Below are 16,508 nucleotides of genomic sequence, written 5' to 3' on the forward strand. Positions count from 1 at the left end.
TAAAACCAGAAAGAATTTTTCATCAGAAGTTAAACCAACAGCATCAAATCCTGTGGTAGAATCTTTGAAAACTTTATTGATACGATAGCCTTCGTAACCCAGGTCACTATAGTCATAGATCTTATCTACTTCTTTGCCTTTATCCGTATCTTTCCAAATATCACGAAAAGCAGTGTCTTTGGCAAAAATCTCAAAGGTTTGGTCGGTAGGAGGCGCACTTCCTAAAACAGTAATTTCTATTTGTTTACTGGTTTGTCCTGGGAAAAAGGAGAGGGTTTGTTTGACAACATTGTTAAAATCTTTTAATTGGTTAGGGTCTATTGAATTGGCACTTCCATCAAGGGTATAGTAATCAACGGTTATGGGTTTATTATATGTTGAGGACAGTTTAACCTCGAAAATAACCTTCCCTGTGGGAGCATCAAACCGCGCATTACTGACTGATATCGTTGGTTTAGGTGGAGGATTAGGAGTGGGTGGGAGTCCAAAAACACTCCCCTCAGTAAATATATCTGGATGTCGATGATCTTTGGAATACCAAGGATAATAACTAGATGTGACGTTGGGGCCTAAATACCAAACTTTGTTCGCAGTATTTCCACTAATAATACTATTTGTATACCATTTATTATCCCCATACGGATTGATACTTCTATTGAAAACACCACCACCGTAATCGGCACTATTGCCAGTAATAATATTATTATTCAAATATAAGCCATCTAATGTTAAATACGGACTTGGATGGTCATTGTAAATTCCCCCTCCTTTATCATTAGCCGTATTACCAACTATTGTGTTGTTGATTGAAGATAATGTTCCACTCTGTTTATAAATTCCCCCTCCACTATCAGCTGTATTACCAGTTATTGCATTATTTTCTAATGTTAATGCCACCCCACTGGCATTGGCGTAAATTCCCCCTCCTCGTTTAGCTGTATTATCAGTTATTGTATTTTTGTTGATTATTCTGGTTGATGTTGCCCCCCACGAAATGTAAATTCCCCCTCCACTATCAGCTGTATTACCAGTTATTGTATTGTTGGTTAATAATGTTGATGTTGATTCTCCAAATGACGAAGTGTAAATTCCCCCTCCCGTATAAGTAGCCTTATTACCAGTTATTTTATTGTTAGTTAATGTTAATGTTCCCCCGCTAAAAATTCCCCCTCCATAACCAGCCGTATTACCAGATATTGTATTGTTGGTTAATGTTAATGTTCCCCCGCTAACGCTAAAAATTCCCCCTCCATAACCAGCCGTATTACCAGATATTGTATTGTTGGTTAATGTTAATGTTCCATTATTTTCAATTCCCCCTCCCGTATTACCAGATATTGTATTGTTGGTTAATGTTAATTTTCCACTGTTGTAAATCCCTCTTCCTGCTTTGTTGCTGATATAGAGATTATTTAATATAACTCCAAGTTGACTAGAGTTGTATATAATAGAATTATTATCATTTTGTCCAGAGATAGGACTAGCATTATTAACAATAGAAGCTAGTGCTGTTCCATCAGTTTCAATGGTAATCGTACCATTCGTCTTCAAACTGCGATCGCCTGTTGTCGTATCATTAACATAAGTTAAAGCATAAGTCGTTCCTGATTTCAGCTTAATAATATAGGGAGTATTAGGACTTTTATTAGCAATTGCCACAGCATCCCGCAAAGATAAACCACTCCCAATAGTGGCACTACCATCATTCTCATCTATAGTAGTATTGACAATTAAAGTAATTGGTGCTGTTTGTTCAACCCCTATAAATTGTCCCCCTAAATCAATAACAGTACGATCATCTTCTGCTTGAATATAAGTTAACTCAGCCTCAGTTAAATTAACCCCTCTCACCAGATGAGAAAATAATTCTCCCTCATCCCCCACCGTATCCACCCTATTAATTTGAGCATCCACAAAATGCCCAATTTCTTCTAAAATCACCGCAACCAAAGCATCTAAACTAGCAGAAGCAAAAAAACTTTCAGATAGATATATCTTATTGGTGCTAATCCCATAAGCGCCATTTGCACTACCTAAAACACTGCTGTTGACAACCTCAATCTCAGGAAGTTGACTGAAATTTCGGCTTCGCCACTGCTGTTGTAATTGCGTCGCTTTAACCACATCATAACTTGTGCCAAAGGCTGTTTCTAAATTCGCCCAAAAACCATCAGATTGAGCAAAATCGAACAAAACATCGTCAACAACAGGAAGAATCGGCAACAGGGGAGAAGTCATGACATTAACTGCAACAGTTTATTGCTAACAGTTTTAGCCTAACAATTGCCAATTTTTCAAGACCCCTGTAACAGAAATTAATATTTATACAGAAAACGGGTTTCTCAAAGGACAAGAAAACGGGTTTCTCAAAGAAAACGGGTTTTCTAAATAGTTTCTCAAAGAAACCCGTTTTCTCTGACAAATGGCCAAAAGGTGATCACTAACATAAACTAAGCAGTTAAAGTATTTAACCAATTGATTAAATCTTCAACCGTAGAGAAGTCGAATAAAGCTTCTCCTAATACTTCAACATCATCAATACTTAACTCCATAATTTTAGTTTCTAAGGAAAAATTAATCTCCCCTAACTTGCGTTTAAGTTGACGAAGAATCAATGTCTTTTCCCGTTCAATACCTTGTTCAATACCTTGTTCAATACCTTGTTCAATACCTTGTTCAATACCTTGTTCAATACCTTGTTCAATACCTTGTTCAATACCTTGACGCATCCAACTGGTGGTAATTTGCATAACTCCCTCGAAATTACAAGCATTATAAAGTATTTAACCAATTGATTAAATCTTCAACCGTAGAGAAATCGAATAAAGCTTCTCCTAATGCTTCTATATCATCAATACTTAACTCCATAATTTTAGTTTCCAATGAAGGATTAATCTCCCCTAACTTTCGTTTAAGTTGACGAAGAATCAATGTCTTTTCGCGTTCAATACCTTGTTCGATACCTTGTTCAATACCTTGTTCGATACCTTGTTCGATACCTTGTTCGATACCGCGTTCGATACCGCGTTCAATACCTTGTTCGATACCGCGTTCAATACCTAGTTCGATACCTTGTTCAATACCTAGTTCAATACCTTGACGCATCCAACTGGTGGTAATTTGCATAACTCCCTCCTGTACGGGTTGACTAAATGTGCTAATCTCTTGTTGAAATTGTATCTCTTCGGCAGGATTTAGATTGAGATAAGTATCAATAAATCCGGAAATTAATTGCATTTTTGCAGGATTTAACTTTAAAGTAATTAACAAGCGCAGACATTCCGCCTTAACTTTTGCTCGCTCTTTCTCGGCAATGTTCATCTTAGCCATCAAAGCTGAAGCAACCGGATTCGGCTGATTGAGAAAATCTCGCCAATTTAATCGATTTAACTGCACTACTCGATAGTTAAATTCTAATACCTTAAAATCAGGAAAATCGACTACATATTGACTAATCGCTTCTCTTTTTGGCTTTGAATAAGAAAAAATTACAATCGGATAAATCGGTAGGACAAATTTCTCATGAAAACGAGCAAAATAAGTAAACATTCGCCGATTAAACCACTTGCGGGAACTTTCCTGCGCCTCGACATGAATCAGAAAAAAAGATTCTTTTCCTCGAAACTTAACTTGTACGACTAAATCGCTTTCATACCTTTCTCCTTCCGTGACATCGGTAAATACTTCTTTGTCTAAAAAAGTAATCGAGTCCCTATCTAAATAATCCATTACTTGAGGAAAAAATAACTCGATAAATTCGACAAAAAAGGTGGAGATTAACTCCTTAAATAAGCGATCATGGTCAATATTATTAGTCATGTAATGTCATCTTAACTAATCTGAACGATGAATGACTACTCTTCTCTATTGTATTCTGAAAAGTCGCCTTTGGCAACGGATTGTTATGACCTCACCCCCTTAACCTACCAGGAGAGGGGGATGCTTTCCGCAAAAAACCCCACAGAAAACGGGTTTCTTCAAGAAACCCGTTTTCTAGTTTAAAGATCAATTGGTAGATTTAAAGAGTGGTTTTCCTTCTGGTAATCGCCTAATTTTTCCCGACTCATCCCGTTCTACTTCTGCAAAAACATAATTGCCATTACTATCTTGCTTTAAGCATAATTTTCCATCTATTTGTTCATAAACAGGTGGACAAAATTGAGGGATTCCTCCAAATTCTACTACCTCACCCCCTAGCTCTTGTAAGATAGGACATAAGATGAGATTTTCTTCCTCATCAAAGACAAAATTATGAGTATTCGGATCTCGTAAAGGGAGAGGATAAATCGGTAAACCCATCGAACTCGTCAAAGCCTTTCCTGCTGCATCCCTAACTGGCTCTAAAAAAATTGGTTTTCCTTGAGAATTCTTGACAATTTCTTGAGTTTTTACATCCCTTAAAACAATTGTTCCAGTCGGTATAACTTCCTTTTCTATTAGCCTTAAATGAGCCTGGTGTAAATTCGGTAAATTCTTCTCCGATATGTTAAAATGTTTTGTATATTGAATCGCGGCTTTAACAAAGCCCAAGCGTTCTAATAATACCTGAATCCCTTGCTGATCTATACTGATTAATAAGTCAATATCGCTAACCTTTAGTTCTTCCGCTTTAGCAATCGCCGCTTTAATCAACAAATTAATCGTGTCCGGTTTGCGGTGCTTTTCTTTAACATACATCCCCAAAACTGCACCCACACGACGGGGAATGAAAGGATTTTCCCACATTTCCAAAGCAGAAATCTGGGGAGGTGGGGTCTCATCATAAACATAAGTAAAGAGAAACCCGACGATTTGCTGCTCATATTCCAAGACAAAACCGAAAGATAGCGGTTTTTTAAGCTGATACCTCACATATCCTTCATAGTCAAAATCAGGTTTCAGATTGATCGAGGGATCAGCATCCGATCGCCTTTGAGCAAAATCTCGCCAAAGAGGAGCGATCGCTATTGCATCTTCAGGTTTAGCTAGTCGTTGATGATACATAGTGGCTCTCTTGGATTTAGTGAGTAAAATGTATTCTAAGATACAGTCCCGCTGGCGAGGGAGTGGAACGAACCACAAAGACACAAAGGACACAAAGATCGATCAATCCTATGTAAGTTAAGCTTATCACACACAACCTAGAAGAGCCGCTATTTTATGCAAACAATCCCGAATCTTTCAAGGGTTCTATAACAAAAATTAACATTGATTACAAGAAACTGGGTTTCTAAATAGTTTCTCGAAGAAACCCGTTTTCTAAAATCACAACTTAATCTAATTCATTTGCCGTTTGCAAAACCTCCTCATAAAGTTGACGACTGATGCGAAAATTTGCTTGGAGTATTAGAGCATCGATTATGGGTTGAACCTTAGCAATCAATCCTCTATTTTTAGCGATTAAAAGAACTCCTAGAACCCCCGTAATTGACAGCCCCAAACGCACAGCCTCCCTCCGTCCAAGACGCTCATCAATTAACAATTCATCTGCTTTTAATTCTAAGGCAAGAGCGATTGCTTCTGCTTCGCCAATATCTAAATTATATTCATTGCTCAAACAAGCCACAAGTTCCAAATTAGCGGCTTGTTTAACCTGTATCCAGTTCAGAGAAATTATCGCTTTAATGCGGATATCTTCCTCGGTTAAATTGGCTAATTCATTGGCAACTGCTTGGGGAATAACAACATTAGTATAAATATCTCTTAAGATTGACAGATAACCAACAAGAGCAAGACTGCTGAGAGGAGAAGTATCGCTAATAATAATCATAGCCAACCTTTCTCTTTTAAATGCTTAATATCTTCCTGAAACTCAGCAACATCATAGTGAATACAAATTCCTCGTTCAAAAAGCATCCGTTGAAACTTGATTTGATTAATACCTAATAACTCACTTGCTTTTCCTAAGCTAATCTTATCTTGTTGGAATAACATAACAACAATTTCCTTCAACAGTTCATCCTCTGATAAACCACTTGCTTTAATCACTTCTTGAGAAATAACTAGAGTCATATTTTCTCCGTATTTTGATAAGAATTATACAAATTCTATCCTATGTTTTGCGCTCTGTCAATTCCCTTTGGCAGACCTCACTTCTAACTGTTAACTGTTAACTGAAATTCCCTCTCCGAAGCAATCTTACCCCTTGTCATGGCGAAGATGCGATCGCTAACGTCAAAGCTAGGCAGTTAAAGTATTTAACCAATTGATTAAATCTTCAACGTTAGAGAAATCGAATAAAGCTTCTCCTAATACTTCTACATCATCAATACTTAACTCCATAATTTTAGTTTCTAAGGAAAAATTAAGCTCCCCTAACTTGCGTTTAAGTTGACGAAGAATCAATGTCTTTTCCCGTTCAATACCTTGTTCGATACCTTGTTCAATACCTTGTTCAATACCTTGTTCAATACCTTGACGCATCCAACTGGTGGTAATTTGCATAACTCCCTCCTGTACGGGTTGACTAAATGTGCTAATCTCTTCTTGAAATTGTATCTCTTCGGCAGGATTAAGATTGAGATATGTATCAATAAATCCAGAAATTAATTGCATTCTCGCCGGATTTAACCTTAAAGTAATTAACAAGCGCAGACATTCCGCTTTTACCTTAGCTCGCTCTTTCTCAGCAATGTTCATCTTCGCCATCAAAGCTGAAGCAACTGGATTCGACTGATTGAGAAAATCTCGCCAATTTAATCGATTTAACTGCACTACTCGATAGTTAAATTCTAATACCTTAAAATCAGGAAAATCGACTACATATTGACTAATTGCTTCTCTTTTTGGCTTTGAATAAGAAAAAATTACAATCGGATAAATCGGTAGGACAAATTTCTCATGAAAACGAGCAAAATAAGTAAACATTCGCCGATTAAACCACTTTTGGGAACTTTCCTGCGCCTCTACATGAATCAGGAAAAAAGATTCTTTTCCTCGAAACTTAACCTGTGCGACTAAATCGCTTTCATACCTTTCTCCTTCTGTGACATCGGTAAATACTTCTTTGTCTAAAAAAGTAATCGAGTCCCTATCTAAATAATCGATCAATTGAGGAAAAAATAACTCAATAAATTCGACAAAAAAGGTGGAGATTAACTCCTTAAATAAGCGATCATGGTCAATATTATTAGTCATGTAATATCATCTTAACGAATCTGAGTGATGAATGACTACTCTTATGTATTGTATTCTGAAAAGTCGGTTTTGGCAACGGATTGTTATGACCTCACCCCCTTAACCGACAGCGATTGCCAAATTCGCCCAAAATCCATCAGATTGAGCTAAATCGAACAAACTATCGTAAACAGCAGGAAAAATCGGCAACAGGGTAGAAGTCATGACATTAACTGCAAAGGTTTACTGCTAACAGTTTTAGGCCAACAATCCCCAATTTTTCAACGTTGCTATCACAAAAATTAACATTTATTACAAGAAAACGGGTTTCTCGAAGAAACCCGTTTTCTAAATATTTTCTCGAAGAAACCCGTTTTCTAAATAAAGGCAATCACTCTCCCCAATTCATAATTCCAGGCTCCCTTCTCCCGCATCATACTTTGTGCTTTTTGTCAAAAAAACTTTTTTTTTGCAATAAAACTACATAAAAAAAAGATCATCGTTGTGGGTAAAAATGACTGATTTACCCGTCTTAATTAGGATCACCTTCTAGGTGTGGCAAGGGTTTCAACCATTGCTGCCCAAAAAAGCACAAAATAACCCATTATGAAATTCTATCAAATCGCTGTAACCATTATAACGTCGTTGTTAAATAAAAATCTTTCTCAATTAATTCTTAAGAATTTATAAATATTGCGGAATGTTAATTTAAATATTCTCAAGTTTTTGCAGTCAATAAATAATTTTTGCTTATCTTTGTCAGAAAATAGAACTTCTGCAAAAATCCAACATCTACCATTGGGTTAGGAGTCAGTTATCAGTTATCAGTTATCAGTTATCAGTTATCAGTTCACTGAGAAAACACCCCACACCCTACACCCGTTCGGCTGAGCTCACGGCCGAAGCCCACACCCCATACCCCACTTATTCAACAAACATGAAAGAATCGTGGCGAGAACGTCTGAATATCTCTCGAATAGCGATTAATGCTCCCAGGTTAACCATTGCTTTCTGGTTAGCGGTGGCAGTGGCGGGAATTTTGGCTTTTAGTTCCCTAAAATACGCTCTTTTCCCCGATATCAGTTTTCCAGTCGTAATAATTAACGCTCAAGCGGATTTAGCTACTGCTATCACCACGGAACAGCAATTAACTAAACCCCTAGAAAATCCCCTTTTCTCTCTCCCCGGTCGTCGTGATATTTCTTCGACTACTTCCGCCGGACAGTCAGTAATCAGCATTTTCTTTAAAATTGGCACAAATTTAGACAAAGCCACCGCAGCAGTTAAACAGGCTATCTCGCAAGTCCCTTTACCCTCTCAAGCTACTACAGAAGTTATCCCCGTTGATTTAAATGAGTCGGCAACAGTCACCTATGCGCTGGTGAGTGAGCAGAAAACTCTAGAAGAATTAAGCCAAATCGCCCAAGATAATTTAATTCCGCCCTTAAAAGCTCTCCCAGGTACGGCTAAAGTTAATTTACTCGGTCAAGGTACAGTTAGGGAAGATAATCCCCATAAAAGCTTAACCCGACCATTGCCCACGCTGGTGCGCTTTAACGGTCAAGAAGCGATCGCTGTGCAGGTAATCAAAAAAGGTGCCGCCAATAGTCTCGATCTGGCCGCTCAAGCAGAAAAACTGGTTAAAGACATAGCACAAAAACTGCCCGATGTCAAGATAATTTTAGCTGAAACCCAAGCGGAATATATTCGCGCTGCCCTACAAGGCACGATCGATGATTTACTTTTGGCAGTTTTGCTGTCCGTGCTGGTGATCTTGATATTTTTAGGCAGTTTCGCCGCTACGGTCATTTCTGCTCTGGTTATCCCCCTATCTCTTTTGGGGACTTTCATTATCATGGCAATCTATGGGTTTAATCTGGAAACCCTGACGCTGCTGGCTCTCGCTTTGGTGATCGGCATTGTCGTGGATGATGCGATCGTCGATGTGGAGAATATTTCCCGTTTAATCGATGCGGGGGAAACCCCGAAAAATGCGGCACTCAAGGGGACAAGGGAGATCGGATTAGCTGTCACTGCTTCCACTTTAACCATTGTTGCCGTGTTCATACCCGTGGCTTTTATGGGGGGTGCGGTGGGACAGTTTTTCCAACCCTTCGGTTTAACTGTCTCGGCTGCGGTGATTTTTTCCCTGTTGGTCGCCCGAACTTTATCGCCAGTTTTGGCAGTATATTGGCTGAAACCGCAGTCACGGGCAAAAATGACGAAACAAAAGCGACCGATTGAAAACGCCTATCGACGGCTCTTAAACTGGTCATTGCGTCATCGTTTGCTGGTCATTGCTATCGCCCTAATTACCTTTTTTGCAGGTATTGCCCTGATTCCTTTTATTTCTAGGGGATTTATTCCCCGACTCGATCGCGGCGAGTTTAATCTGGTTTATACTTCTCCTTTGCCGAAAATAACACAAATTAGTCCTAATAAACCGACGGCTAAGAGTTCTAGCGATAGTTTCGCTTGGATTTCCCAGTTAGCGAGTTCTCCCGAAATTTTTCTCCTGCGTCGCACTATCCGCGATGGCAGCAAATTAGAAGCGCCGATTTTACGGGATGGGGAAGTGGAATCGACTTTTATGATCGCTGGTTTACGCGGTGAGCCGAATCGTGGCAAAATTCACGTTAAACTGAAGAGCGATCGTAAATCTCACACCAGCGCCGTGCAGCAACGGATTCGGCAAATTTTACCGACAATTAGAGGGGTGAATGTCAGTGTCGAGGACATTCCTTTTGTGCAGACGGAAGCGGAAAAGCCGATCCAAATTGCGATTAAAAGCGATAATTTGCAGCTATTGCGCGATAGTGCCGAGAAATTGCGGGTTGAGGCCGCTAAAATCGCCGGTTTAAAGGATATTTCCCTATCATCTAGATTAAATGAGCGGGGGGATTTTTTGGCGATCGAGCGTTTAAATGGTCAACAGGCGATTTTTCTCAGTGCTAATCTTAGTCCCGATTTAGGATTAGAAGATGCGGCGATTAAAATTGAAGGGATTCCTTTACCGGAAGGGATAACTTTACAGCGTTGGGGTACTTCTTCTCAAAGTAGCGATGTTTTGGGCAGTTTTGGTCGCACTTTAATCCTGGCGACAATTTTAATGTTAGGAGTTTTATGGTTATTATTCAGAAGACTGCTAGAAACTATCGTCATCGCTTTATGTTTACCTTTAGCGATTGTGGGGGCAATGTTAGGGTTATTGGTAACGGGTAGTGAGTTTAGTATGATTTCTCTGATCGGGTTTATCTTCCTCTTGGGATTACTCGATAAAAATGCTGTGTTATTGCTGGATTATACTAACCAATTGCGTCAACAGGGTTGGAGTCGGGAGGAAGCGGTTTTAGAAACGGGAATGATTAGGTTAAGACCGATTTTAATGACCACCTGTTCGACAATTTTAGGCATGATTCCGATCGCTTTGGGATTGGGTACCGGTGCGGAATTGCGGCAACCCATGGCGATGGTAATTGTGGGAGGTTTAGTCACTTCTTCCCTGTTGAGTTTAATTGTTGTGCCTGTGTTATATCTAAGTTTAGAGGATGTTTGGAACCGGATTAAAGCCGGTCAAAAGTAGCTAGTTTTACCGTCCCTTTAGTTATTGTTTTGGCTTCTGATTACTATAGAGTCGTTTGAACTCTTTTTGTTGTTGATTATGATCGACAATTGGCTCAGGATAACCACAACGATGTCTTTCTAAACGGGGGATTTTCCCAGTTACTAAATATTCCGTATCTACGGAGGCTAATTCCGGCAACCACTGACGAATATATTCCCCTTCCGGATCGAATTTTTGTGTCTGACTAGCGGGATTAAAAATTCTTAAAGGTTTCGGATCCATGCCACTAGAGGCACTCCACTGCCAACCACCATTATTAGCGGCTAAATCGCCATCAAAAAGTTTCTGCATGAAGTATTTTTCGCCTTTTTGCCAGTTAATAATTAAATCTTTGGTTAAAAAACTCGCCACGATCATGCGACAACGATTGTGCATCCATCCCGTTTCATTTAATTGTCGCATGGCCGCGTCAACGATCGGATAGCCGGTTTTTCCCTGGCACCAAGCTTGAAAATGTTCTTCGTTATCCTGCCAAGGAAAATGACGAAATTCTTTTCTATAAGCACCGACCGCCAATTCTGGGAAAAAATAGAGACAATGCTGGTAAAATTCCCGCCAAGCTAACTCTTGCTGCCAAGTGATAATACTATCTTTTGCTTCCTCGGCGCGGCAATTTTCTAATAACTCTAGGGTTGCGGTCCAAATTGTGCGAATGCCAATCGCCCCAAATTTTAAAGCGGCACTCAAGCGCGAGGTGCCATCGAAAGCGGGGAAGTTACGATCTTCTTGATAATTGTTAATAACCCCTTGACAAAATTCTTCTAATCTGCTACTAGCGGCTTTTTCTCCGGGGGTGAGGGGTAAGGGATTTTGCCAGGTAAAACCTAAATTTTCTAGGGTTGGTAAGTTAATAGTTTCTGCGAGTTTCTCCCCCTCATTTTCGTCTAATCCTTGCAGGTTTTCTAGGGTTTTGGGGCTGGCTTTGGCTAATTGGCTCCAATTTTTCCAAAAAGGAGTATATACGGTGTAGGGACTTTTTGAGAGGGTGAGGACTTGCCCTGGAGCGTGGAGAAGTTGATCCCAGAAGGTTTCTACTTCAATTCCTTTTGTTTGTAAAGCGGCGATTACCTGTTGATCCCGTTGACGCGCGTAGGGTTCGATATCGAGGTTAAAAAAAACTGCTTTTGCCGATAAATTGCCGGCTAAATTGACGAGTGTTTGACTGGGGTTGCCGCGAATAATCAGTAATTGACTACCTTTTTGGCGATAATTTTTTTCTAATTCCTCTAGACAACCGAGGAGATAGGCAACTCTAGCAGGGGCGATATCATCCCTCTCTAAAATAGCGGGATCGAGGCAGAAAACCCCGATAATTTTCGGACTACGATCCCTAGCTTTACTCAGTCCAATATTATCCGAGAGACGTAAATCGCGACGATGCCAGAAAAGGATTAGATTTGACATAAAGTAAGGTGATGAGAAGATTATCAGGGGCGAGATTATTGGGGTAAAAGGGGGAGACAGTTAAGAACAAATTCAAGTCAAAAATACTCTTTCTGTAATTATAGGACAGTGGATCAAGAATAATTATCTAATTTTACAATCTAGCTGTGATTGGCAGTTAATTGATTGACAAAATCTCGATGTTCTGCTGTTTCTAACCCCCGCTGCAAAATCAATAAAACTTTTCCTAAGTCCCCCGTTAATAAAGCGTTTTTATCTAGCCATAAACCGGGGAAGATTTGGGAGCGTATTATGGCATCACTATCCGGTTCTAGTTTAATATATTCTCCTGCCTGTAGCCGAAACCAATCAATTTCTTGTTCATAAAACCGCCAGACTAGATATTCTTGGACTTGATTGCGACGGTAAACATTTAATTTTTGATGAACATCGTAGGAAGCACTAGAAGCGGCAATTTCGACAATTAATTCCGGCGCCCCTTCTACATAATCATCTTGACTAATTGTCGATTGTCCTCCCTTGTCAATTCTTAATAGGGCATCCGGTTGGGGTTCGTTATCAATATCTAATCTCACGGTGGCATTATCACCTAATCTAACACCTGGAGTCGCCGCTTTATAGAGAGCTAACCATCCGATAATATTAGCATGAGGCTCGGCGTGACTTTCAAATCTGAGGGGAGATGCCATATAAACAATTCCTTCAATTAGTTCCGCTTTTTTGAGATGGGGCATCCCTTGATAACGTCGTTCAAATTCCCATCGAGTTAATTTATCGCCGTTTTCTAGGGGAGGAATCGTTAAAGAAGCAGCTATTACTGGGGTAGTTGTCATAAGTTTTCTCTTTTCACCCGTCTTCTAGTTAATCTTTGCCCGCTATCGGATCAGGCTTTTTTACTGATCTTCCATTATTATAACACCCATCGGTAGGGTGTGTTAAAGCATCTCAACACACCCACAAAAATCAATTGTGAGTCAGCAAATAATCGACAAGCTTAATTAATCTTTTCTCTTTAACTCCTGACACCGGGCGATTTAGGACATCTTCCAAAGAATCAAAGGGCTTTTCTGAACGTTTTTTCAGAAATTCATTAACAGATGCCAGTGGAATTCCCGCTTTTTTAAGTTGATTAGCGTTATAGTTATTGAAAAAATATAAAATCGATTTATAACAATGAGAATAAATAATAATTTTTTATTCTCATTGTTAGTTTAAATGGTGATAGACCTTTCCGTCAAGGTGAAGCACAGACTAAATCCTTACTTAATCAAGTATTTCAGCTGCCATAAAGAACCCCATCTATCCCAGAAAAGCTGTATATTGAGATGCACATCGGTAAATTTACGGATTTATTGCAGTAGGATGTTTATCTAGCACTTTTGACAATGACAGAGAAAATCATCCTACCCACAGCTTCAATTAATTGAACTGCATAATTTTCTCGGCTACTTTCTGGGAAATAAAAGGTAAAATTGAGCGATTTTGACTGTTATCTTTTCCCTCGGTAAATACCACCAAGAGATAGGGAGTATGATGGGGAATTTCAATATAGGCTGCATCGTGACGCACTTGACTTGTCCAACCAGCTTTTGACCAAATTTGACTATTTTCTGGTAATCCTTGTCCCAGAAATCCTAAGATTTGTGTATCATCTCCTTGACTTGTCCAATCAGCAGGATTAAGACTTCGTTTTAGTAAAGACATCATCATCTGGGAACGTTGGGAAGAAACCGCAATCCCCCCGACAATAGTATGAATTAAACGCGCCACTGCATTGCTAGTTAACATATTGCGATTCTCCATTAATTCCCCTAAAAAAGCGCGTTCACGTCCATAGGGACCATCAGACCAAGTTTTTTGATTAACGTTAATTGTCGCTAATTCTGGCCAATTTAGGGATTGAAAATAACGATTAACTATGTTGCGTTGTTGCTTCCAAGTTTCAAAGGGACCGGCGGCAATTTCTGGACCGCTAGTGGTTCCCGTGACCAGATCTACAACTAAACTGGTAGCATCATTACTAGAGTCAACAATCATGTCACGAATGGCGCGATTTAATTCGGTGTTTTCGGGAATCATTTCCCCTTCTAACCACTCATGAATCGCTACTAGATAAAATAATTTCACTAAACTAGCGGGATAGGTTCTTTCTTGTCCGCGATAACTAAATCCGCGGGGGGAATATTTCCAGAATTCTTCGTGAGAAATTGCTCCCCCCGTGTTGACGATCACGGGAGGATCATATACTATCCAAGTTAGGGCAATTTGTTCTTGAGCTAATTGGGGAAATTCTCGCCAAGTTGTTTCTAAAATATCTGTACCGAACTGTTGGAGATGGTCTTCAGTATGAAAAAAGTTCATAGGTGTGCTGCAAAGTCAAGAGTTAGAAGGTGGATAAATTCTTGAGTCGGCAATTCTCATTTTACGGTAAAATTTACCGATAATTAATTATTTGATCGCTTCTGAGTTTAATGTTTATATCTACCGATGAGGTTCATCTCCATTTTATCAGTCTTGATCCGTCCGGGGATAGACTAGAAAAACTGACTTCTTTGCTCTCGGAAGATGAAATAATTAGAGCTAATCGTTACCATTTTCCCCAACACAAGCGGCGTTTTTTGGTGGCGAGGGGGTGTTTACGCGAGATTTTAGGGTCATATTTGGCGATAAGTCCCGAAAAAATCGAGTTTATCTACAGCGAACGGGGAAAACCGAGTATTAACTACCAATTGCAGTTTAATCTCTCCCATTCCGAAGATATGGCCATCTGTGGCTTGACTTTAACCGCTCGCATCGGGGTAGATTTAGAGAAAATGCGCGAGGTGAAAGATTTAGATAGCTTGACAAAAAGGTTTTTTTGTGCTAGGGAACATGAGCTTGTTGAAAAGTCCCCAGAGAAGGAAAAGCTATTTTTTCAGTTATGGACGGCAAAAGAGGCTTATTTAAAGGCACTGGGAACGGGAATTAGCGGGGGACTCGATCTAGTGGAAGTGGGCCTCAATCCCTTAAAATTAGACAATGTGGCGGGGGAATGGCAATTATGGACAGCGGCAATCGGCGATAATTATCGAGCGACGGTGGTTATCGAAGGTAGCGATCGAGTGATTAAAACCTTTGGCCTTTCTGATCTATGATTAATTGGGGAGTTAATTGCCTTGAGAAATTCAGTAATTATTCCTAGCTATCTCAAAAAAAGCTTGTCCTTAATTATTACTTAACCTTGTTTTCTCTATGCGAATTGCTCTTTTTACAGAAACTTTCTTACCGAAAATTGATGGCATTGTCACCCGTCTTAAACATACCGTGGAACACCTACAAAGATTAGGTCATCAGGTATTAGTTTTCTCTCCCGATGGCGGTTTAAAGGAGTACAAAGGTGCTAAAATTCATGGAGTTACAGGGATTCCCTTACCCCTATATCCGGAATTAAAAATGGCTTTCCCCCGGCCTTCCGTCGGTCAAGCTTTGGAAAGGTTTAAACCTGATATTATTCATGTGGTTAACCCGGCTGTTTTAGGGGTGGGAGGCATTTATTTTGCCAAAACTATGAACATTCCCCTCGTCGCTTCCTATCATACCCATCTCCCCCAATACCTACAACACTATGGATTAGGTTCCCTAGAAGGATTACTCTGGGAATTATTAAAACTGGCCCACAATCAAGCAAGTTTAAATCTCTGCACTTCCACCGCTATGGTGCAAGAATTATCTAGTCGTGGCATTGAAAAGGTCGAGCTTTGGCAAAGGGGAGTCGATACGGAATTATTTCAACCTCATTTAAAATCCCCGGCTATGAGACTGAAATTATCCCAAAATAACCCCGATAGTCCTCTCTTATTATACGTCGGTCGAGTGTCGGCCGAAAAAGAAATCGATCGCATTAAACCAGTATTAGAAGCGATTCCCGAAGCAAGATTTGCCATTGTGGGAGATGGTCCCCATCGGGAAGCTTTAACAAGTCATTTTGCCGATACAAATACCCATTTTGTCGGTTATTTACAGGGGTTAGAATTAGCCTCCGCTTTTGCTTCCGCAGATGCTTTTCTGTTTCCCTCACGCACAGAAACCCTCGGTTTGGTACTCTTAGAATCCATGGCTGCCGGTTGTCCGGTGGTGGCGGCAAATTCGGGGGGAATTCCCGATATTGTCACCGATGGAGTTAATGGTCATCTCTTCGATCCTAGGGATGAAAAGGGTTTAATTAGTGCCACCCAAAGATTACTAACCGCCAAGGCAGAAAGAGAGGAATTACGACGAAATGCGCGTCTAGAAGCGGAAAAATGGGCATGGCAAGCGGCCACCAAACAGTTATTAAATTACTATCACCAAGTTTTGAAGAATAATTCTGTGGCTTTTGCCGCTTAATTGTTGTCAAAATGCTCGA

Annotated in this window: 12 protein-coding genes and 2 pseudogenes; 3 read left to right on the forward strand and 11 right to left on the reverse strand. The window is 39.9% G+C overall.

The features are described from left to right. The 7 genes and pseudogenes from IM475_RS15570 to IM475_RS15600 form a co-directional block, all read right to left on the reverse strand. A partial coding sequence (locus tag IM475_RS15570; protein ID WP_287728150.1) for a right-handed parallel beta-helix repeat-containing protein occupies positions 1-2,238 on the reverse strand: 2,238 nt, incomplete at its 3' end. A gap of 212 nt (positions 2,239-2,450) precedes the next feature. Further along, positions 2,451-2,759 (reverse strand): annotated as a pseudogene (locus IM475_RS15575) (DUF4351 domain-containing protein); the annotation flags it as partial. Positions 2,760-2,772: 13 nt separating this feature from the next. Beyond that, positions 2,773-3,819, reverse strand: a complete 1,047-nt coding sequence (locus IM475_RS15580) for a DUF4351 domain-containing protein (protein ID WP_287728152.1) — start codon at positions 3,817-3,819, stop codon at positions 2,773-2,775. A 186-nt stretch (positions 3,820-4,005) separates the two neighbouring features. Then, a complete protein-coding gene (locus IM475_RS15585; protein ID WP_287728154.1) occupies positions 4,006-4,983 on the reverse strand; it encodes a GNAT family N-acetyltransferase in 978 nt (325 codons plus the stop codon). Positions 4,984-5,251: 268 nt separating this feature from the next. Continuing rightward, positions 5,252-5,749: a PIN domain-containing protein gene (locus IM475_RS15590; protein WP_110579929.1), complete on the reverse strand. Its 498-nt coding sequence runs from the start codon at positions 5,747-5,749 to the stop codon at positions 5,252-5,254. Continuing rightward, on the reverse strand, positions 5,746-5,991 hold the full coding sequence (locus IM475_RS15595; RefSeq protein ID WP_110579930.1) for a UPF0175 family protein: 246 nt from the start codon (positions 5,989-5,991) through the stop codon (positions 5,746-5,748). The genes IM475_RS15590 and IM475_RS15595 overlap by 4 nt, the downstream gene beginning before the upstream one ends. Before the next feature lie 168 nt (positions 5,992-6,159). Further along, positions 6,160-7,116, reverse strand: a complete 957-nt coding sequence (locus IM475_RS15600; RefSeq protein ID WP_287728156.1) for a DUF4351 domain-containing protein — start codon at positions 7,114-7,116, stop codon at positions 6,160-6,162. A 916-nt stretch (positions 7,117-8,032) separates the two neighbouring features. On the opposite strand from IM475_RS15600, the gene IM475_RS15605 reads away from it, so the two are divergent. Then, positions 8,033-10,678 carry an efflux RND transporter permease subunit gene (locus IM475_RS15605; RefSeq protein ID WP_287728157.1) on the forward strand — a complete coding sequence of 882 codons (2,646 nt, stop codon included), beginning with the start codon at positions 8,033-8,035 and terminating at the stop codon, positions 10,676-10,678. A 21-nt stretch (positions 10,679-10,699) separates the two neighbouring features. Here the strand turns inward: IM475_RS15605 and IM475_RS15610 are convergent, their stop codons facing one another. The 4 genes and pseudogenes from IM475_RS15610 to IM475_RS15625 all read right to left on the reverse strand — a co-directional run bounded on the left by IM475_RS15610 (position 10,700) and on the right by IM475_RS15625 (position 14,485). Then, entirely contained in the window at positions 10,700-12,124 is a 1,425-nt protein-coding gene (locus tag IM475_RS15610) for an FAD-binding domain-containing protein (RefSeq protein WP_287728159.1), read from the reverse strand. A gap of 140 nt (positions 12,125-12,264) precedes the next feature. Then, a complete protein-coding gene (locus IM475_RS15615) occupies positions 12,265-12,957 on the reverse strand; it encodes a Uma2 family endonuclease (RefSeq protein ID WP_287728160.1) in 693 nt (230 codons plus the stop codon). Positions 12,958-13,087: 130 nt separating this feature from the next. Beyond that, positions 13,088-13,291: pseudogene (locus IM475_RS15620) on the reverse strand (chromosome partitioning protein ParB); the annotation flags it as partial. Between the two features lie 252 nt (positions 13,292-13,543). Further along, positions 13,544-14,485, reverse strand: coding sequence for a serine hydrolase (locus IM475_RS15625; RefSeq protein WP_287728161.1), 942 nt, complete (start codon positions 14,483-14,485; stop codon positions 13,544-13,546). Between the two features lie 110 nt (positions 14,486-14,595). Here IM475_RS15625 and IM475_RS15630 point away from each other — a divergent pair, with 110 nt between their 5' ends. Both IM475_RS15630 and IM475_RS15635 read left to right on the forward strand, forming a co-directional pair. Then, positions 14,596-15,258, forward strand: a complete 663-nt coding sequence (locus IM475_RS15630) for a 4'-phosphopantetheinyl transferase family protein (RefSeq protein ID WP_287728163.1) — start codon at positions 14,596-14,598, stop codon at positions 15,256-15,258. 97 nt (positions 15,259-15,355) lie between these two features. Then, the gene (locus IM475_RS15635) at positions 15,356-16,489 is read left to right on the forward strand and encodes a glycosyltransferase family 4 protein (RefSeq protein ID WP_002752604.1); all 1,134 of its coding nucleotides are present in this window, start codon (positions 15,356-15,358) and stop codon (positions 16,487-16,489) included. The last annotated feature ends 19 nt before the right edge of the window (positions 16,490-16,508 follow it).

This window comes from Microcystis sp. M061S2 (assembly GCF_020245605.1).
Classification (GTDB): domain Bacteria; phylum Cyanobacteriota; class Cyanobacteriia; order Cyanobacteriales; family Microcystaceae; genus Microcystis.

What these genes read in the sequence shown, in the direction of transcription:
- IM475_RS15580 (WP_287728152.1), bottom strand. Translation starts at nt 3,819, where the DNA reads ATGACTAATAATATTGACCATGATCGCTTATTTAAGGAGTTAATCTCC.
- IM475_RS15585 (WP_287728154.1), bottom strand. Translation starts at nt 4,983, where the DNA reads ATGTATCATCAACGACTAGCTAAACCTGAAGATGCAATAGCGATCGCT.
- IM475_RS15590 (WP_110579929.1), bottom strand. Translation starts at nt 5,749, where the DNA reads ATGATTATTATTAGCGATACTTCTCCTCTCAGCAGTCTTGCTCTTGTT.
- IM475_RS15595 (WP_110579930.1), bottom strand. Translation starts at nt 5,991, where the DNA reads ATGACTCTAGTTATTTCTCAAGAAGTGATTAAAGCAAGTGGTTTATCA.
- IM475_RS15600 (WP_287728156.1), bottom strand. Translation starts at nt 7,116, where the DNA reads ATGACTAATAATATTGACCATGATCGCTTATTTAAGGAGTTAATCTCC.
- IM475_RS15605 (WP_287728157.1), top strand. Translation starts at nt 8,033, where the DNA reads ATGAAAGAATCGTGGCGAGAACGTCTGAATATCTCTCGAATAGCGATT.
- IM475_RS15610 (WP_287728159.1), bottom strand. Translation starts at nt 12,124, where the DNA reads ATGTCAAATCTAATCCTTTTCTGGCATCGTCGCGATTTACGTCTCTCG.
- IM475_RS15615 (WP_287728160.1), bottom strand. Translation starts at nt 12,957, where the DNA reads ATGACAACTACCCCAGTAATAGCTGCTTCTTTAACGATTCCTCCCCTA.
- IM475_RS15625 (WP_287728161.1), bottom strand. Translation starts at nt 14,485, where the DNA reads ATGAACTTTTTTCATACTGAAGACCATCTCCAACAGTTCGGTACAGAT.
- IM475_RS15630 (WP_287728163.1), top strand. Translation starts at nt 14,596, where the DNA reads ATGTTTATATCTACCGATGAGGTTCATCTCCATTTTATCAGTCTTGAT.
- IM475_RS15635 (WP_002752604.1), top strand. Translation starts at nt 15,356, where the DNA reads ATGCGAATTGCTCTTTTTACAGAAACTTTCTTACCGAAAATTGATGGC.